This window comes from Lacibacter cauensis (assembly GCF_007830055.1).
GTDB lineage: Bacteria > Bacteroidota > Bacteroidia > Chitinophagales > Chitinophagaceae > Lacibacter > Lacibacter cauensis.
The window spans coordinates 836,669-855,729 of the sequence record NZ_VLLE01000003.1 but is presented as its reverse complement, the minus strand read 5'-3'; the positions used below and the strand labels follow the sequence as shown (position 1 = coordinate 855,729).

The window sequence follows — 19,061 nt, the reverse complement described above, 5'->3', positions numbered from 1 at the left end:
ATAACCGAACTGCAAGCAACCATAAACCTTAAACCATAAACCTTAAACCGTTTCCTCTGCCTTAATGTCCTGCTTTTATGCCTCGCATGGTATTTGAAAACAATTTATTCCAAACGTTTCCCTTAACTTCAAACCGGAAAATAAATGACTATGGATTTCAATAAAGAATTTGAAAAATACGCCGTGAAACACCGTGGTATCTCCGGCGCCACATTGCATAATTATCAGAACGCTTTCACCCCTACTAATCTTACGCCTTACATCATCGAAGAACGTCCGTTAAATGTTGCAAGCATGGATGTGTTCTCCCGCCTGATGATGGACCGTATTATTTTTATGGGCGAACCGATTAATGATTATGTAGCCAACATTGTAACAGCCCAGCTGTTGTTCCTGGAAAGTACCGATCGTACACGTGATATTCAGATGTACATCAACAGTCCCGGTGGCAGCATTTATGCAGGGCTTGGCATTTACGATACCATGCAGTACATCACCCCCGATGTAAGCACCATTACCATTGGTATTGCTGCAAGTATGGGTGCGGTGCTAATGTGTGCCGGCACAAAAGGCAAACGTACAGCGCTGAAACATTCTCGTATTATGTTACACCAGCCATACGGCGGTGCAGGTGGCCAGGCTACCGATATTCAGATTATGGTGAATGAAGTAAAAAAGCTGAAAGATGAATTATACCAGATCATTTCTTACCACAGTGGTCAAACATTCGATAAAGTAAAAGAAGACAGCGACCGTGATTTCTGGATGACTGCATCTGAAGCAAAAGAATACGGACTGGTGGATGAAGTACTGGTAATGAACCCACGTAAATCAAAAGAAAGCTAAACCTCAAAACCGTTACAAACAATGAATCAGTATAATTTAAAATTTCCTGTTCGTTTCGAAGACCAAGATGATGAGCCAAAAGAAAATCCGTTGGAACAGTTTTCGGCTGCAGCTTTCGGACCATACAATAAAAAATTCTTAGAGCAACGCAAGATCTTTTTCTGGGGTGTTGTACACGATAATTCAGCCAAAGAAATCGTAAACAAACTGCTTTACTTAGATGCAGTAAAACCCGGCGAAGAAATTAAACTCTACATCAACAGCCCCGGTGGTGTGGTAACGAGCGGTATGGTTATTTACGATACCATGAAACTCATCAGCTCACCTGTAAGCACAATCTGTATGGGCATGGCTGCATCAATGGGCTCTATTTTGCTCAGCGGTGGTACAAAAGGCAAGCGTTATATTTTCCCAAGTGGCGAAGTAATGATTCACCAGCCAAGCATTGGTGGTGCGCAAGGAACCAGTGCTGATTTGGAAATTATTGCTACACAAATTGCCAAAACCAAAGAAATGGGCGCCAGAATTTTGGCTGAAAACTGCGGCAAATCGGTAGAACAGGTGTTGAAAGATTTTGACCGTGACTACTGGATGGATGCCAAAGAAGCTGTAGAGTACGGTATTGTGGACGGTATTCTCGATAAGCTGTAACAGAACATTTACACTATTTACTGGGATGGGGCTTTGTAGTGCTCCATCCCTTTTTTATCATTCTACTACCTTAATTAAAAAGCATTGTTATCTTTGAGTTGGTTTTGTATAATCAAAACAACCTGAAAACCCATTCCAAATGGCGAAAAACAACATGTTGCATTGTTCTTTTTGTGGCAGAAGCAGAGACGAAGTGAAGATCCTCATTGCAGGACAGGAAGGTCATATCTGTGAGAATTGCGTTGAACATGCACAGGAAATTATTGCGCAGGAATTATTGCTGCGTAATGAAACAACTACTTCTAATTTTAAACTCAACGTAAAAAAGCCGATTGAAATAAAGCGCTTTTTGGATGAGTATATCATTGGCCAGGACGAAGCAAAGAAAGTATTGGCAGTTGCAGTGTACAATCATTACAAGCGCTTAAAGCAAAAAGCCGAAAGCGAAATTGAAATTGAAAAGAGCAATATTGTAATGGTGGGCGAAACAGGTACTGGTAAAACATTGCTGGCGAAAACTATTGCACGCTTACTCAATGTTCCGTTTGCGATTGTTGATGCTACCGTATTTACAGAAGCCGGCTATGTAGGTGAAGATGTGGAAAGCATCCTCACCCGTTTGTTACAGGTTTGTAACTACGATGTTGCCGCTGCTGAAAAAGGTATTGTATACATTGATGAGATTGATAAAATTGCCCGTAAAGGCGATAATCCTTCTATTACCCGAGATGTAAGTGGCGAAGGTGTACAGCAAGGTATGTTGAAGCTGCTGGAAGGAACAGAAGTATTGGTTCCACCACAAGGCGGCCGTAAACACCCCGAGCAAAAACTCATTAAGATCAACACACAGAATATTCTCTTTATTTGCGGAGGTGCATTTGATGGTATTGATAAAGTGATTGCACGTCGTGTAAACACCAATGCCATTGGCTTCAATGTAAACAAAGAAGAACAGGAGCACATGAAGAAGAATCTGTTGCAGTATGTTAATGCACAGGATCTGAAAACATTTGGTTTGATCCCTGAATTACTCGGCCGTTTACCAATCGTTACTTACCTCAATCCGCTGGATGCAGAAACGCTCCGTGAAATTCTGGTTACACCAAAGAATGCTTTGATTAAACAATACAAAAAGTTGTTTGAACTGGAAGGCATTGAACTCGTCATCGATAATGAAGTGTACGATTTTATGGTAGCAAAAGCAATGGAATACAAACTCGGTGCAAGAGGTTTGCGCAGCATCTGCGAAAGCATTTTAACCGATGCCATGTTTGATTTACCGGGCAGCGAAGAAAAACAATTCCATCTTACACTCGATTATGCAATGCACAAGTTTGATAAGAGCAAACTCGGCTTGTTGAAAGTTGCGTAAACGCAAGTAAGAATTACAAAGTTAGAAGTACGAACGTGAACTATATTTCAACCTGTTGATTTTTTCAACAGGTTTTTTATTTGCAGAAAGATAGATTGACTTGTAACAGGGACACTACCAATGCACACACATAACAAATCAGTTAGCATCTGCTAAAATCTGCGTCATCCGTGTTTCTATCCAAGTTTAATCTTCTAACTTTCCACTTTAAACTTTTACGCATGCAGGATCTTATCAACCGTTTAATGGAAAAAGGTTTAACCGAACAGCAGGCCTATGCAGCTATCGATGTCATCAAAACATTTGCGAAAGAAAAGTTTCCCATCTTCGGCGGAGCTATTGATAAACTGTTTGACAAGTACGGGCCAAAAGACGACGATGATTTTCTCGATTAAACAATAAAGCCGTTCCCGAAGGAACGGCCCGGCTTTCTCATGCTATCGATCGCCTATTTTAATTGTTCACGTGCAATAACAATCTTCTGTATTTCACTGGTGCCTTCGCCAATGGTGCAGAGTTTACTGTCACGATAATATTTTTCAACCGGAAAATCTTTGGTGTAACCATAACCGCCAAAAATCTGTACGGCATCGTTACTTACTTTCACCGCTATTTCGCTGGCATAGTATTTTGCCATAGCCCCAGCTTCGGTTACTTTTTCACCACGGTTTTTTAAATCGGCTGCTTTTAAAATCAGTAATTCAGCTGCAGCAATTTCAGTAGCCATATCGGCCAGCTTAAACGAAATTCCCTGAAAATTGGCAATCGGCTGATCGAACTGGTAACGCTCCTGCGAATATTTTACCGCCGCTTCGTAAGCTCCTTTGGCAATACCCAGCGAGAGAGCAGCAATAGAAATCCGGCCACCATCCAGTATTTTCAGCGCCTGCCGGAACCCATCTCCCACCGTACCAATTCTGTTGGCATCGGGTATACGACAGTTATCAAAAATCATTTCTGCTGTTTCGCTTGCACGCATGCCCAGCTTGTTTTCTTTCTTTCCGGCTTTAAAGCCAGGTGTACCTCTTTCAACCAAAAATGCTGTTGAGTTACCGCTTTCCCGTGGTTCACCGGTGCGTGCAATCACTACCGCCAGTTCTGCACTAATACCATGCGTAATCCAGCATTTGGTGCCGTTCAATATCCAGTCATCACCATCTTTAACAGCCGTAGTCTTCATATTACCTGCATCGCTGCCGGTATTGGGCTCTGTTAAACCCCATGCACCGATCCACTCGCCACTTGCCAGTTTAGGCAAATACTTTTTCTTCTGTTCCTCGCTTGCACAATAAAGAATATGTCCTGTGCACAACGAATTATGAGCAGCGAGACTTAATCCTATCGACCCACACACTTTGGCTGTTTCCACAATTGCAGCTACATATTCGTAATAGCCAAAGCCACTGCCACCATACTCTTCCGGTACAAAAATGCCCATAAGCCCCAGCTTACCCATTTCATGAAATACATCTTTGGGAAAATGCTGGCTTTCATCCCACTCCATTACATGTGGCAGAATGTGTTTCTGTGCAAAATCTCTGGCTACCTGCGCTACCTGCTGTGTTACTTCGTTTTGCGAAAAATTCATCCTGTATTCTTGTTTACGGTCTTCTTTAAAATAAGTTGAGCCATGAACTGACTCTCAAACCAGTACCATGACTCAACTGTTTTACATAATAGCAATCAATCGAAACGGCTAAACAAATATAGGAGAATTACTAACACGTGTTAGCGAAACAGAGAAAATATTTTTCCTTTATTCAACCTGCAGGTAAGGACTGATCTTTTGGTACAGCTTTTCGTCGATTGCCCCAATTTTCTGTAATTCGGTAATACTGCTGAAACTGCCATGCTCTTTCCGGTATTGCACGATGGCATTGGCAACACTAAAACCAATATAAGGATGCGCTTTTAACTGTTCAACTGTACTGTTGTTCAGGCTTATTTTCCGCACATCAGCTGTTGTATTTTTTAACTGAGGTTTTATTTGTTGAAACACGCTGTCGGGTAGTCCGTAAGTTTCTGCAACCTGATCAACCGAAACAAAACCACCGAGTTTGTTGCGAAAATTAACAATCCGGCGGGCATAACCAGACCCAATGCCACGAAGCAACTTCCAATCGCTTGTATCGGAGCTGTTAATATCAACAACGATCTTTGTAAATTCTTTCCTTTCTTTTGTATAAGAAGTTTCAACAGTTGAATTTTCAGTAACGCTTGCAGGCTTTTGTTTTGCTTCAATTGATACGAAGGGAAGCAACCGCTCTGCTTCATCGGGCCGCAGCCCATAAATACGTTTCAGATCTTCCGGCTTGTAAAATTTACCACCTTTGCTTCTGTACTTAAGAATTGTTGCAACTGTTTTTTCTCTTACACCAAGTCTTTTCCACTCATCCGCAGTTGCGTTGTTCGGATCAAAATAAAACAACTCGCTGCTCTGTTTTTTTCTTTGATACTTTTCAAACTGCGACTCTTTGGGTTGAAACAACGAGGCATCATCATATTCATCATTCACTTTTCCTTTTTCTGTTTCTATAGTTTGTAAAGCGGCCAGTTGCTGCTGCACAGTTGTGTCAACAGTTAGCTCTAGATCATTTTTTACAAGAAATGGAAAAATAGAAGGCAGCAAGGAAAACAAAAGTGCAGCTGCAGCAAGTAGTAATGTTGCATTGCGTTCTTTTTTGGTGAAGCTGAAGTATTCTTTTATCCAATGGGGGCGGGTAAACTGCATACTTTAAAATTAGCAGTTGACGCTTTTAAATGAAATACTTCAAAACGGGTAGAGCTGCAGCTCACAAATGCAGCACAAGACCATCGAACGCTAAATGAATGCCCTTGGGCAATTCTTTTTCAACTACATCGTGCAAACCTAACTGATGGCTGATATGCGTAAAATAAGCCTGCGGTACTTCAAGTTCCTGCACCAGCGCAACAGCTTCCTCAAGATTGTAATGAGAAATGTGTTTTTCCTTGCGCAGTGCGTTCACCACCATTACTTCGCTGCCTTTGATCTTTTGCTGTTCAGCAGGTTCAATAAAATTTGCATCCGTAATATAAGTAAACGGTCCAAAGCGAAAACCAAGCACAGGCATTTTCATATGCCACACCAAAACAGGCTCAATCAATAATTCGTTAATGGTAAATGGTTGATCGGTGATGGTATTGAGATTGATTTCGGGTACACCGGGATAACGGGTATCGGAGAAGGCATAATAGAAATCTCTGCGTAAGGCTTCTTCTGTAAGATAGTTGCAGTACACTTCCATGGGTTTGCGGTTGATGTAGTTGAAGGCACGTACATCATCGAGTCCGGCAATATGATCTTTATGCGGATGTGTAAAAATGATAGCGTCTATTTTCTTTACCCCCAGTCGCAACATCTGGTAACGAAAATCGGGCGTTGTATCAACAACAATTGTTGTATCGGCCGTTTCAACCATAATGCTGCTGCGGAGCCGGTTGTCTTTTTTGTTGGATGAAGTACATACGTCACAATCGCAACCGATCATCGGTACACCACTGCTGGTGCCCGTACCGAGAAATGTAATTTTAATGGGAGGATAGCTCACAACTTAAAATTAAAAATGAAAAATTGAAAAGGAGGAATGAAAAAGTGCATAGATCGACGGCGTTTCCTTTTCATTTTAAATTTTTCATTTCTAATTACTCATTCGTTGCTTTTGCCGCAGCCAGTGCCATCACTTCTTCGTACAATTTTTGCGACTCGCCGGTTAATGCATCAAAGCTGATGTTGATGAGGGGAATTAATTCGAGCAGGGTATTTACCCGGCTTTCGAGCATCAAAAATTTATTCAATACCACCACTTTTTTCTGTTCCAGTATGCAATAACCACTTTGAAAAGTACCACGTTCGTAGCGAACGATATAACCGCTTTCGCCTAAAATAGCTTCTAACTTATTAAGTGTCGTCTGATTCAGTTTCATACTCTGCCCCAATGGGAAGCTTTAGTTCTTGGCAAATTTACCGTTACTGCCTCTTTTTACCTGTTTCGGTAAGGAGGACTTTTCCACAGTTGTACTTTGCCGTTCTTACTTTATACTTGCTATTTGCTTGTCATCCGCACCACAGGTATAATCATTTCCTCCAAACTCACCCCGCCATGCTGAAATGTGTTGCGGTAATAGTTGACATAGTAGTTGTAATTGTTGGGATAGCACAGGTACACATCTTCCCTGGCAAAAATGTATGAGGAATTGACGTTGGGCACCGGTAACCCTGCTTCGGCAGGATCACGAAAAGCCAATACATCTTTTGGTTCAAAATTGAGGTTACGGCCATGCTTGTAGCGGATATTGGTAGTGGTTTCCTTATCACCAATTACTTTGGCGGGCTTTTGTACACGAATACTGCCATGGTCGGTTGCCATTACGATGTTGATCTTTTTATCCGCAATTTTCTTCAATGCCTGGTTCAGCGGCGAATGTTCGAACCAACTGGCGGTAATACTGCGGTAACTTTTTTCATCGTTCGCCAGTTCCTTCAGCACTTCCATTTCGGTACGGGCATGGCTCAGCATATCCACAAAATTGTACACAATCACATTAATATCGTTCTGCAACAGGTTATGTATATTGTTCACCAGCTCCTGCCCTGCCTGGTGATTGAGCACTTTTGTAAACGATACTTTCAAATCGCCTTTGCCCAACCGTTGCAGCTGTGCCCGGAAGAACTCTTCTTCGTGCAGGTTTTTCCCGCCTTCATCATGATCATTCTTCCATTGTTTGGGGAATTTCTTTTCAATATCAACCGGCAACAATCCGCTGAAAATAGCATTGCGGCTGTATTGTGTGGCAGTTGGTAAAATGGCGTAGAACGACTCCTCTTCCGCAATGCGGAAGTTATCGGCAAACACCGGCTGTATCGCCTTCCATTGATCGAAACGCAGGTTATCGATCAGTATAAAAAATAAAGGCGTTCCTTTTTCAGCATGTGGCAATACTTTAAACTGAAACAGCGTATGGCTCATAATGGGCGATTCGGCTGCCTTCGGTTTTACCCAAGTGGAGTAATTGCGTGAAATGTATTTGAAGAACTCATTATTGGCTTCACTCTTTTGTTGCTGCAATACTTCGCTCATTTCGGGACTGTCGGCCTTGCTCATTTCCAATTCCCAATACACCAGCTTTTTATAGATGTCCATCCACTCGTTGTAATTGGGATTACTGTTGAGTGCCATAAACAAATTGCGGAACTGTTGCTGGTAAGCCGATGTTGTTTTCTCGCTCACCAACCGTTTATTGTCGATGATCTTCTTCAAACTCAATAAAACCTGGTTGGGGTTTACGGGTTTAATCAGGTAATCGCTTATCTGTGAACCAATGGCGTCGTCCATCAGGTTCTCGGTTTCATTTTTAGTAATCAATACAACCGGTATGGATTGGTTCACTTCCTTAATTTTTGTAAGTGTTTCCAACCCCGTAATACCCGGCATGGTCTCATCCATCAGCACCACATCAACCGGGTTTTCTTTTACATAATCAATGGCATCAAAACCGTTGGTTAGTGTATGTACTTCGTAGCCCTTCGCTTCCAGAAACAGCTTCTGCGATTGCAGACTTTCAATCTCATCATCAACCCATAATATTTTTGCTAAAGCCATGCTTATTGGTTTATTCTAAAGTTAAGAACCTAAGGTACAAGTTTCAACGCATAAGCTATTACCTTTGCACACTTGCCCGTTTGATATTTAACAGTTTACCAATGAAATGAGCCATAAAAAACAATGAACATTCTTTACAAAAGCAATGTTCATCAATGGCCAATAACGGGTGGCAATAAAAAGCAACTATACATAGCACATGAAGTTTAGAAAAATAGTGAATGATCCGGTGTATGGGTTTATTACGTTCGACGATGAGTTGATTTACAAAGTGCTGTCGCACCCTTTTTACCAACGTTTACGACGCATTCATCAAATGGCGATGGCGCACATGGTTTACCCCGGCGCTGTGCATACACGCCTGCACCACAGCATGGGCGCTTATCATTTAATGTGCCTGGCATTGGCCGAATTGAAAAGCAAAGGTGTTGACATTACTGCCGAAGAAGAGCAAGGGGCAAAACTGGCTATTTTACTGCACGATGTGGGACATGGGCCCTTCAGCCATGCTTTGGAGCATGTGTTAATTGAAGATGTACATCACGAAGAGATATCATTGCTCATATTTGAACACCTCAACAACGAATTCAACGGCGGATTGGAAACAGCGATTGCTATTTTTAAAGGCACGCATCCGAAATTGTTTTTACACCAGCTCATCAGCAGCCAGCTGGATGTAGACCGCATGGATTACCTCACCCGTGACAGTTTTTACAGTGGTGTAAGTGAAGGTGTAATTGGCTACGACCGCATTATTAAAATGATGGTGGTGCACGATAATGAACTGATGGTGGAGGAAAAAGCGGTGTACAGCATTGAAAAGTTTTTAGTAGCACGACGCCTCATGTACTGGCAGGCTTACCTGCACAAAACAGTGCTGAGTGCGGAGAATATGCTGGTAAAAATCCTGGAACGGGCAAGGTTACTGGCGAAGCAGGAAGAAGGTCTTTTTGCATCAACGCCATTGTTGGACGAATTTTTGCGTACAACGCAATCATCGGCATTTATCCGGAACAACCTGGCGAAATTTTGCGAGCTGGACGATTACGATGTGCTCGCATCCATCAAAAAGTGGCAGCACCATCCGGATAAAGTGCTCAGCACCCTCAGCCAATGGCTGTTGAATCGTAATATGCTTAAAACAAAACTGCAGATGCAGCCGTTTGATGAAAAAGAAATGGAGGTGGTGCAGCGTAAAGCAAAGGAACAATTGTCGTTAACAGAAGAAGAAGTCAACTATTTCGTTTTTAATGGCATAGCCGAAAACAGGATGTACAATACGGGTAATGAGCACATCAATATCCTGTTTAAAGATGGTACGGTAAAAGATATTTCGGAAGTTGAGTACGGATTGATACACGAAACAGTGCTAACCCCGGTGCGTAAGTTTTATCTTTGCCGGCCTGCGCTGAAGTAAAAAGTGCAGAAAGCACGTCATAAAGATTGTTTTGGAACGTTTTTGAAAGTAACTTTAAAATAATAAGACAGGATACATGGAGTTTTCGGCCTCGCAAATTGCGCTCATCATTAAAGGTTCAGTAGAGGGTAATCCCAATGCAACAGTAAATTCCTTCAGTAAAATTGAAGAAGCCGTTGCAGGTCAGCTCGCTTTTTTAGCTAATCCCAAATACGAAGATTATTTATATACCACCGGTGCCTCGGTCATCATCATCAACGAATCGCTGGAATTAAGGCAGCCCTTAGAGGCCACTCTTATCCGTGTGCCCGATGCATATACCGCTTTCGCCACCCTTTTACAGGCTTACGAACAAATTATGGAACAAAAGATGGTGGGTATTCAGGAACCATCGTTTGTTGCTAAAACTGCAACCGTGGGCGAAAACGTTTTCATAGGTGCTTTCAGCTACATTGGCGAAAACGTAAAGCTGGGAAAGAATGTAAAGATTCACCCGCATTGCTACATTGGCAATGGGGTAAGCATTGGTGATAATTGTGTGATCAACCCGGGTGTAAAAATTTACCACAATTGTGTAATCGGCAATAAAGTCATTATCCATGCGGGCACCGTACTCGGTGGTGATGGTTTTGGTTTTGCCCCACAAGCTGACGGCACCTATAAGAAGGTACCGCAAATTGGCAATGTGGTGGTAGAAGATGAGGTGGAGATCGGTTCTAATTGCACCATCGACAGGGCAACCATGGGTTCCACCATTATTCATAAAGGCGCCAAGCTCGATAACCTGATTCAAATAGCCCACAATGTTGAAATTGGTACATACACCGTAATTGCGGCACAAACAGGCGTTAGCGGCAGTACCAAAATCGGCAGCCGGGTAATGATTGGCGGACAGGCCGGCATTGTTGGCCATATTACCATTGCCGATGGCAGCCGCATTAACGCACAGAGTGGTGTAAGCAAATCGCTGAAGCAACCCAACAGTGTGGTTACCGGTTCACCCGCATCCGATTATACCAGCACCTTGCGCAGCCAGGCTATTTTTCGCAACCTTCCGGATATGGAAAAACGCATTGCCGAACTGGAACTGTTGGTAAAACAACTCATGGCCGAAAGGGAAAGTATACAGTAAGCGATCTGCTTACAATCGTTTCACCTGTTTTTTATTACTTTCGTGCCCATGAATCAGAGTAACGGCAACGAAAATGCCAACCAACATACACTTGCCCAACCAATTACAATCAGCGGTGTAGGTATACATACAGGTGCATCGGTAACGATGACCCTTGAACCCGCAGAGCCAAACACCGGTATTGTTTTTCAACGAGTTGACTTACCCAATCAACCTTCGGTAAAAGCAGACGTTGATTTTGTAACCGAAACCAACCGCAGCACAACCCTTGCCAACAATGGCGCTTCGATAAGCACAATTGAGCATTTACTGGCAGCCTTTGCCGGTTGCGAAATCGATAACGTTTTAGTAAAGATCGACGGACCGGAAGTACCCATCCTCGACGGCAGTTCCCGCCCTTTTGTGGAAGCCTTGGAAAAAGCCGGTCGTCAAAAACAAGATGCCATCAAAACCTGGTACAGCATTGAACACAATATTTATTTCTTAGATGAGAATAAGAAAGTGGAAATGGTAGCCATGCCGGCTGATACGTTTCGCATTAATACCCTCATCGATTTTAACTCGCCGGTGCTGGGTACACAGCATGCGCAAATGAGCAATATCGGTGAGTTCAATAACGAAATTGCATCCTGCCGTACGTTTTCGTTCTTCCACGAATTAGAATTTCTTTTAAAGAACAACCTCATTAAAGGCGGCGATTTAAACAATGCCATTGTGGTGGTTGATAAGCCCGTTACAGATGAGCAGCTGGAAACCTTATCCACTGCGTTTGGTAAAGAAAAATTTGCGGTTACCAGCGAAGGCTATCTCAACAACCTGCAGTTACGCTTCCCCAACGAACCTGCCCGTCATAAACTCCTCGACCTGGTGGGCGATCTGTCGCTGGTGGGTATACCGTTCAAAGCACACATCATTGCCAACCGCCCCGGTCATGCCAGCAACGTAGAGTTTGCACGCAAGATCAAAGAACATATTAAAAAGAACCGTTTTAAAGCACAGGTGCCGGCTTATTATCCTGATAAGCCACCGGTACACGATGTAACAGCCATTGAAAAAATTCTGCCGCACCGTTATCCGTTCCTGTTAGTTGATAAGATTATTGAGTTGACAGACACCTATATTGTAGGCGTAAAAAATGTAACTTACAATGAGCCCTTCTTCCAGGGACATTTTCCCGGAAACTATGTAATGCCCGGTGTGTTACAGGTTGAAGCATTGGCACAATGTGGTGGCTTGCTGGCAATACCAAAAGATACAGACGATAAGTACGATACTTATTTCCTGAAAGTTGATAATTGTAAATTCAAGCAAAAGGTAGTGCCCGGCGATACCTTAATTTTAAAAATGGAATTGAAAAACCCCATCAGAAGAGGTATTGTTGAAATGAGGGGGACTATTTTTGTGGGCAGTAAAGTTGTTTGTGAAGGCGATCTCACTGCTCAAATTGTAAAAAGAACCAAGAATGATTAGTAACCTTGCTCATATACATCCTAATGCTCAGATCGGTAAAAATGTAACCATCGATCCGTTTACTGTTATCCACGACGATGTTGTTATTGGCGATGGTACCCATGTAATGAGCAACGTCACTATTTTTTCTGCCTCAAGAATCGGAAAAAACTGTAACATTTTTCCCGGTGCTGTTATTGGTGCTGTTCCGCAGGATTTGAAATACCGGGGCGAATACACCCTTGCAGAAATTGGCGATAACACTACTATCCGTGAATGTGTAACCATCCACCGTGGCACCACCGATAAAAACACCACGAAAGTTGGCAGCAACTGTTTAATTATGGCGTATGCGCATGTGGCACACGATTGTATTGTTGGCAACAATGTTATTCTCGCCAACTCTGTGCAATTGGCTGGCCATGTTACGGTTGATGATTTTGCCATCATCGGCGGTATGAGTGCCGCCCACCAGTTTACACATATTGGTAAGCATACTTACATTGCGGGCATGAGCGCCATCCGCAAAGATGTACCTCCGTATGTAAAAGCAGCCCGTGAGCCATTAAGCTATGTAGGCATTAACAACGTTGGTTTAAGTCGCCGTGGTTACAGCAAAGAAACCATTGAAGAGATCTTCAAAATTTATCATATCCTTTTTGTGGAGAAGCATATTGTTTCAAAAGCAGTTGAGCTGATTGAAAGTATGTTGCCTTCTACCGAAACAAGAGACGAAATTCTCGGCTTCATTAAAAAATCGGAGATCGGCATTATCAAACGTCATTCACAAACCATCAGTGATGAAGATATTGCTTTCTGATGCCGGTAAGCGCTACAACAGGGAGTGGATTTTTCGCCATGTAACATACGAGTTCAATGCAGGGGAAGCCTATGCTGTTACCGGTAACAATGGTTCCGGGAAATCGACCTTGCTGCAGATCATTTCAGGAGCAGTTCAACATTCGGAAGGTACTATTGAATACAATAATGGTTCTACCATAGCTGCCGATGTGCAACATCGTTTGGTTGCGATGGCAGCTCCTTACTTAGAGTTGCCCGAAGAAATGACACTGGAAGAATTTCTAACGTTCCATCAATCGTTCAAAACTTTTTTGCCGGGTTTAACTGTGAAAAAGATCATTGCTTTGCTTGGACTTGAAAAAGCAGCGGCCAAACAAATCCGTTATTTCAGCAGCGGTATGAAGCAACGGGTAAAACTGGCCCAGGCTATTTTAAGCGATGTACCTGTTGTATTGCTGGATGAGCCTTGTACCAACTTAGATGCAGATGGTATTTCGTTGTACCATCGTTTAGTGAATGCTTACTGTGCTGATCGTTTGGTGATCGTTAGCAGTAACGATGAAGTAGAATACAACTTCTGCCAACACAAGATCAGCATTATGGATTATAAACAATAAGTGTATGTATTTCCATCATCTCAACAACATTGAAGCTAAAGAATTATTTCCCGGCTATCACGGTAAGTTTGTGCATACAGGCACTTCAACTGTTGCCTTCTGGAATATTGATGCCGGTGCTCCTATTCCTGAACATTCGCACATGCACGAACAGATTATGCATGTTGTGGAAGGCGAGTTTGAATTAACAGTTGATGGAAAAACAGAACAATTAACCGCAGGAGCGGTTGTAACCATTCCCGGCCATATTAAACATGGCGGCAAAGCCATCAGCAACTGCAAAGTGATTGATATTTTTATGCCGGAGAGAGAGGAGTACAAATAACATTGTAACTCTCTTCAACTGTTCTTTATTAACTCCAAAGGAGTTCCCTGCTTTTAGAATATTAATCATAGTATGTCTGGCTCCGTAGGAGCCTCCTGTTTCTCATAAAAATTCAAACAAATATTTCTCGTCGTAAGGAATTACAAATTTTTCAAGAAACTCCAGGTATTCTTCCTTAAACGTTTTCTTTTGATGATGCGCCTCTTGGTTAAGCACATATTTTGCAACTGCATCTATTTGTGAATGACCGTAGGAAAATACACCATACCCCTCCTGCCAGTTAAATTTTTGTTTCATCCACGGTTTGTCATTTATAAACTCATTGCTGGCAACCTTCACTTCCTTTACAAAATCAGAAATAGACATGACCGGTTTAAAGCCTACAAACAAATGGGTATGATCGGGCATACAATGCACAGCAATCATCTTTGCTTTTCTGTTTTGCACGATGCCGGTAAGGTATTTGTGTAATTCTTCTTTGTGTTCTTTGGGTATGAGGCTTTGCCGGTGTTTTACCGCAAACACAAACTGCAGATAGATTTGGGAATAGGTATTTGGCATATGCATGTTTTTCAAACCGGGAGGCTCCTACGGAGCCGAATCTTGCTTTTGATTATGCTAGAAACCGTGTGTTCCTACAGAACAAAAGCATCAGCTAAAGCTCTAAACAAATGTGTTTGTCTCCGAACTGAGAAGATTCTTTCAACAAACAATCAATCGGAATTATTACTCAGAAAACCATTCTTACAAACAAAACGTTCCTTTTATTTTATACCGCTCCCGATAAGCTATCTGTTCTAACCCCTGCTTGCAATCAACAAATTCAAATCGGTGTATTTTAAATCGAAACGCTGACTTAAATAAAAATTGGTGAGCGCTCCCTTAAACAGGTAAATACCGTTGCGGATATTGAGCTTGTGCCAGAGTAGTTTTTCCAAACCACCTTCGTCTGCCATTTCAAGTAATAACGGCATCAATACATTGCTGATGGCTTGCGATGCCGTACGTGCAAAACCACTCGGTATATTGGGCACGCAGTAATGGATTACACCGTGTTTGATGAAGATGGGACTTTCATGACTGGTTACTTCACTTGTTTCAAAGCAACCTCCACGATCAATACTTACATCTACAATAACACTGCCGGGCCGCATGTTGGCAACCATTTCTTCGCTTGCTACAATAGGGCTTCTTGCACCACCAATGGATGATAATGCCCCTACTGCAACATCACACGTTTTTAATTGCTTGGCTAAAATTTTCGGCTCAATAACGGAGGTCCACATGCGATGACCGATGGCCGTTTGCATGCGCTTGAGTTTATAGATATTGTTGTCGAACACTTTTACACTGCCACCCATGGCCAATGCTGTACGGGCTGCATATTCGCCCACAATACCTGCACCGATGATGATGACTTTTGTTGGAGGGATGCCACTGATGCCACCAAGCAACACGCCTTTACCGTTATTGAAACTGCTCAGGTATTGTCCGGCAATCAACATCACTGCACTACCGGCAATTTCGCTCATACTCCTAACAATGGGATTATGTCCCGAATCATCCTTCAGATTTTCAAACGACAATGCCGTAATTCTCTTCTCCATCATACCGGCTAAAATTTCCGGTTTCATCACAGCAATATGTATGGGCGAAATTATGGTTTGCCCGGGCTTGAGTAATTCCAGTTCTGCTTCGCAAACCGGAGCCGATTTAATAAGGATATCACATTGATACACTTCTTTGCGATCGTATGCAATTTTTGCACCTGCTTCACTGTAATCTTTATCGCTGAAATGGGCACCTTCACCGGCAAGGTATTCAATCATCACCCGGTGACCGTTGCTCACCAGTACGCTTACCGCTTCAGGTGTAAGTGCCACACGGTTTTCCTGGAACATATGTTCACGAGGTAAGCCAATAAACAGCTGTGCTCCTTTCGATTTAATATCTAATTTTTCCTCTAATGTTTCGTAGCTGAAGGATGCGCTCACAATCGGTTTCGATAAAGCCATACGGTTTGAAGCTGGTTTCTTGTTGGAAAGAGGTACAAATTACAAAATCAGGACGGAACTTTCACCGTTATTCTGCGGGTTGTGCTGTCCACAACATCGATCGAGAGCTGAACGGTATCTGCAGGAAAAAGATCGGGTGTTTTTTCGGGCCATTCCACCAGGCAGAGATCGCCGCTGTACAATACATCTTCCACCCCGGCCTGTATCGCTTCTTCTTCATCGTTGATGCGGTATAAGTCGAGATGATACACAATTGATCCATCTGCGGCTTTATACTCATTAATGATGGAAAATGTAGGACTGCCCACCGCATCTTCCACTCCCATTACATCGCACAATGCATGAATAAACGTTGTTTTCCCACTGCCCATCGCCGCATAAAAAGCCCATACTTTGTAAGGCTTCAATTGCTGCAATAATTCGTTTGCAACGCTGTGTATATTCTCCTTTGTAATAGTGTACTGCACGGCAGAATTGAATGATGGTTGCAAAGATATTGATTGAAGCGCTTTTGATACTGCCGTAACTTTGCAGTATGGAAACAATGAACTGGAAAGTTGATGGAATGACCTGTGCAAATTGTGCCCTCACCATCAGCAAATACCTCGAAAAAGAAGGCTTGAAAAACGTTAAAGCCAATCCCGCCAGCGGCGAAGTATTATTTGATTTTACAGAAACAACCGATCAGGATAAACTCGAAAAAGGATTGGAGTCCTTGGGCTATACCGTAGCCGAACGTAACGGCGTTGTGGCTAAACCGGAAGAGAAGAAAAAGATGAACCGCTTTCTCCGTTATGTTTTGATTTGTGCGCCATTTACATTGGTGCTGATGCTGCATATGATTGAAAAATGGGTACACATTCATTGGCTCATGAATCCGTGGGTACAACTGGGTTTGTGTTTACCGGTGTATGTAATTGGTATGAGTTATTTTGGCCGCAGTGCATGGAAAAGCATCCGCAACGGTTTACCGAATATGAATGTATTGGTAGCTGTTGGTGCTACTGCTGCATTCGTATACAGTTTATACGGCACATTAACCGGACAGGCAGAAGAATACATGTTTTATGAAACAGCTGCTACCATTATTACACTGGTGTTCTTGGGTAATTATTTAGAAGATGCATCGGTTGAACAAACACAACGTGCACTAAACAGTTTGGCAAAAAGCCAGAAGGTAATGGCCAACATGATCGCCTTTGATGATCAGCATCAGGAACAGATTTTTCCTGTTGAGAATACCGTGTTGCATGTAGGCGATCTCATCCTTATTAAAAGCGGTGAACAGATACCGGCCGATTGTAAAATACTCTGGGGTGAAGCAACGGTTAACGAAGCAATTATTACAGGTGAAAGTTTACCCTTAACAAAAAAACAGAAAGATCAACTGATTGGCGGAAGCTTATTGGTGGATGGCACTGTTAAAGCGCAGGTAACAGCAACTGCAAAAGATTCTGTACTCGCAAACATCGTCAACTTAGTAAAACAGGCGCAGGGCGAAAAACCACCGGTGCAACAATTGGCTGATAAAATCAGCGCTGTATTTATACCGATTGTATTAGGTATTGCCGTTGTAACATTAGCTGCCAACTGGATCATCTTAAAAGAATTTACACCTGCACTCATGCGCAGCATTGCGGTATTGGTAATTGCCTGTCCCTGTGCCATGGGCTTGGCTACACCTGCAGCTATTGCCGTGGGTTTGGGTCGTGCTGCAAAAAATGGCGTACTGTTCCGTAATGCAAAAAGCCTGGAGCTTTTTAAGAACATTACACAGGTTGTGTTCGATAAAACAGGAACGCTTACAACAGGAAGATTTACATTGGCCGATTGGAAGATTGTGAATGGACAAGAAACAACTGTGAATGGTGAATGGTCAATGGTCAATAGTCAGGTTCAAAATAATACTCTACCGAAAGAAAGTAATATTTCAACAGCAGGATCTTCCATTCACCATTCACCATTCAACATTGACAATGACGAATTCCAGCGCATTGTTTATTCGCTTGAAAAATATTCCAATCACCCGATCGCTGTTTGTATAGCAACCGAATGGAAAACGAATAAAGATGAACGCTGGGCTTCTATTGAAGAGATCAAAGGTTTGGGTATGAAAGCCGTTACCAAAGATGGTGTGGAATGGATCGCCGGTTCCTATAAAGCAGCTGCTGTACAAACAACAGATGAAAGTCACAATGTATATGTATTACGCAATGGAGAATTAGTTGGCTGGGTTGATGTAAAAGATGAATTACGACCCGAAGCAAAAACAATTGTACAATACCTGAAAAGCAAAAACATTAAAACCATTTTGCTGAGTGGCGACCGCAAAATAAAGAGTGAAGCCATTGCAAAAGAGCTGGGTATTGATGAAGTGATTGCCGAACAAACACCCGAACAAAAACTGGAAGTAGTTGAACGTTTAAATAAAGCTACACCTACGGCAATGGTTGGCGATGGTATTAACGATGCGCCTGCATTAGCAAAAGCAACCATTGGCATTTCATTGAGCGAAGCTTCGCAGGTAGCGATGCAAACGGCCGATGTGGTGTTGATGAATCACGGATTAAAAAATCTGCCCTTATCATTAGGCTTGGGTAAACATACCTTCTTAACCATCAAGCAAAATTTATTCTGGGCGTTTTTCTACAACATCATTGCCATACCTGTTGCTGCGTTTGGTTTATTAACGCCCACCTTTGGTGCATTGGTCATGGGTATGAGTGATGTGGTACTGGCGATTAACAGTGTAAGGTTGTTTGTGAAAAGAGTCGTGTAATAAGCGTGAGTCGTGAATCGGTAGTCGTGAGTGAGA

The 19,061-nt window shown here is 42.6% G+C and carries 19 protein-coding genes; 11 read left to right on the top strand and 8 right to left on the bottom strand.

Annotation, left to right across the window (positions count from 1 at the left end; all coding sequences use genetic code 11):
• The first annotated feature begins 150 nt into the window (after positions 1-150).
• From IQ13_RS08945 to IQ13_RS21480, 4 genes are all read left to right on the top strand, one after another.
• The gene (locus IQ13_RS08945; protein WP_144886004.1) at positions 151-846 is read left to right on the top strand and encodes a ClpP family protease; all 696 of its coding nucleotides are present in this window, start codon (positions 151-153) and stop codon (positions 844-846) included.
• Positions 847-867: 21 nt separating this feature from the next.
• Positions 868-1,497 carry a ClpP family protease gene (locus tag IQ13_RS08940; RefSeq protein WP_144886003.1) on the top strand — a complete coding sequence of 210 codons (630 nt, stop codon included), beginning with the start codon at positions 868-870 and terminating at the stop codon, positions 1,495-1,497.
• Between the two features lie 139 nt (positions 1,498-1,636).
• Positions 1,637-2,869: an ATP-dependent Clp protease ATP-binding subunit ClpX gene (gene clpX, locus IQ13_RS08935; protein ID WP_144886002.1), complete on the top strand. Its 1,233-nt coding sequence runs from the start codon at positions 1,637-1,639 to the stop codon at positions 2,867-2,869.
• Positions 2,870-3,090: 221 nt separating this feature from the next.
• Positions 3,091-3,264 (top strand): hypothetical protein, encoded by a 174-nt coding sequence (locus IQ13_RS21480; protein WP_199758214.1) that lies wholly within the window; start codon positions 3,091-3,093, stop codon positions 3,262-3,264.
• A 53-nt stretch (positions 3,265-3,317) separates the two neighbouring features.
• On the opposite strand, the gene IQ13_RS08930 is transcribed toward IQ13_RS21480, so the two are convergent.
• The 5 genes from IQ13_RS08930 to porX form a co-directional block, all read right to left on the bottom strand.
• On the bottom strand, positions 3,318-4,457 hold the full coding sequence (locus tag IQ13_RS08930; protein WP_144886001.1) for an acyl-CoA dehydrogenase family protein: 1,140 nt from the start codon (positions 4,455-4,457) through the stop codon (positions 3,318-3,320).
• A 168-nt stretch (positions 4,458-4,625) separates the two neighbouring features.
• Positions 4,626-5,600 carry a ComEA family DNA-binding protein gene (locus IQ13_RS08925; RefSeq protein ID WP_144886000.1) on the bottom strand — a complete coding sequence of 325 codons (975 nt, stop codon included), beginning with the start codon at positions 5,598-5,600 and terminating at the stop codon, positions 4,626-4,628.
• 61 nt (positions 5,601-5,661) lie between these two features.
• A complete protein-coding gene (locus IQ13_RS08920; RefSeq protein WP_144885999.1) occupies positions 5,662-6,438 on the bottom strand; it encodes an MBL fold metallo-hydrolase in 777 nt (258 codons plus the stop codon).
• 94 nt (positions 6,439-6,532) lie between these two features.
• Positions 6,533-6,814 carry a hypothetical protein gene (locus IQ13_RS08915; protein WP_129132324.1) on the bottom strand — a complete coding sequence of 94 codons (282 nt, stop codon included), beginning with the start codon at positions 6,812-6,814 and terminating at the stop codon, positions 6,533-6,535.
• A 119-nt stretch (positions 6,815-6,933) separates the two neighbouring features.
• A complete protein-coding gene (gene porX, locus IQ13_RS08910) occupies positions 6,934-8,490 on the bottom strand; it encodes a T9SS response regulator signal transducer PorX (protein WP_144885998.1) in 1,557 nt (518 codons plus the stop codon).
• A gap of 199 nt (positions 8,491-8,689) precedes the next feature.
• Here porX and IQ13_RS08905 point away from each other — a divergent pair, with 199 nt between their 5' ends.
• The 6 genes from IQ13_RS08905 to IQ13_RS08880 all read left to right on the top strand — a co-directional run bounded on the left by IQ13_RS08905 (position 8,690) and on the right by IQ13_RS08880 (position 14,231).
• A complete protein-coding gene (locus IQ13_RS08905; RefSeq protein ID WP_144885997.1) occupies positions 8,690-9,907 on the top strand; it encodes an HD domain-containing protein in 1,218 nt (405 codons plus the stop codon).
• Positions 9,908-9,983: 76 nt separating this feature from the next.
• On the top strand, positions 9,984-11,039 hold the full coding sequence (gene lpxD / locus IQ13_RS08900; protein WP_144885996.1) for a UDP-3-O-(3-hydroxymyristoyl)glucosamine N-acyltransferase: 1,056 nt from the start codon (positions 9,984-9,986) through the stop codon (positions 11,037-11,039).
• A gap of 48 nt (positions 11,040-11,087) precedes the next feature.
• Positions 11,088-12,509 carry a bifunctional UDP-3-O-[3-hydroxymyristoyl] N-acetylglucosamine deacetylase/3-hydroxyacyl-ACP dehydratase gene (locus IQ13_RS08895; protein WP_144885995.1) on the top strand — a complete coding sequence of 474 codons (1,422 nt, stop codon included), beginning with the start codon at positions 11,088-11,090 and terminating at the stop codon, positions 12,507-12,509.
• Positions 12,502-13,308 (top strand): acyl-ACP--UDP-N-acetylglucosamine O-acyltransferase, encoded by an 807-nt coding sequence (gene lpxA, locus IQ13_RS08890; protein WP_144885994.1) that lies wholly within the window; start codon positions 12,502-12,504, stop codon positions 13,306-13,308. Before IQ13_RS08895 ends, lpxA begins: the two co-directional genes overlap by 8 nt.
• Positions 13,289-13,906: an ABC transporter ATP-binding protein gene (locus IQ13_RS08885; RefSeq protein ID WP_144885993.1), complete on the top strand. Its 618-nt coding sequence runs from the start codon at positions 13,289-13,291 to the stop codon at positions 13,904-13,906. Before lpxA ends, IQ13_RS08885 begins: the two co-directional genes overlap by 20 nt.
• A gap of 4 nt (positions 13,907-13,910) precedes the next feature.
• Positions 13,911-14,231, top strand: coding sequence for a cupin domain-containing protein (locus IQ13_RS08880; RefSeq protein ID WP_144885992.1), 321 nt, complete (start codon positions 13,911-13,913; stop codon positions 14,229-14,231).
• Positions 14,232-14,333: 102 nt separating this feature from the next.
• Here IQ13_RS08880 and tnpA read toward each other — a convergent pair whose 3' ends face one another.
• The 3 genes from tnpA to tsaE all read right to left on the bottom strand — a co-directional run bounded on the left by tnpA (position 14,334) and on the right by tsaE (position 16,737).
• The gene (tnpA, locus tag IQ13_RS08875; RefSeq protein ID WP_242009511.1) at positions 14,334-14,798 is read right to left on the bottom strand and encodes an IS200/IS605 family transposase; all 465 of its coding nucleotides are present in this window, start codon (positions 14,796-14,798) and stop codon (positions 14,334-14,336) included.
• Positions 14,799-15,028: 230 nt separating this feature from the next.
• On the bottom strand, positions 15,029-16,246 hold the full coding sequence (locus IQ13_RS08870; protein ID WP_144885991.1) for an alanine dehydrogenase: 1,218 nt from the start codon (positions 16,244-16,246) through the stop codon (positions 15,029-15,031).
• A 47-nt stretch (positions 16,247-16,293) separates the two neighbouring features.
• Positions 16,294-16,737, bottom strand: coding sequence for a tRNA (adenosine(37)-N6)-threonylcarbamoyltransferase complex ATPase subunit type 1 TsaE (gene tsaE / locus IQ13_RS08865; RefSeq protein ID WP_242009510.1), 444 nt, complete (start codon positions 16,735-16,737; stop codon positions 16,294-16,296).
• 44 nt (positions 16,738-16,781) lie between these two features.
• Between tsaE and IQ13_RS08860 the strand changes: the two genes are divergently transcribed.
• Complete coding sequence (locus tag IQ13_RS08860) at positions 16,782-19,025, top strand: heavy metal translocating P-type ATPase (protein WP_144885990.1); 2,244 nt, start codon at positions 16,782-16,784, stop codon at positions 19,023-19,025.
• Positions 19,026-19,061 lie beyond the last annotated feature (36 nt).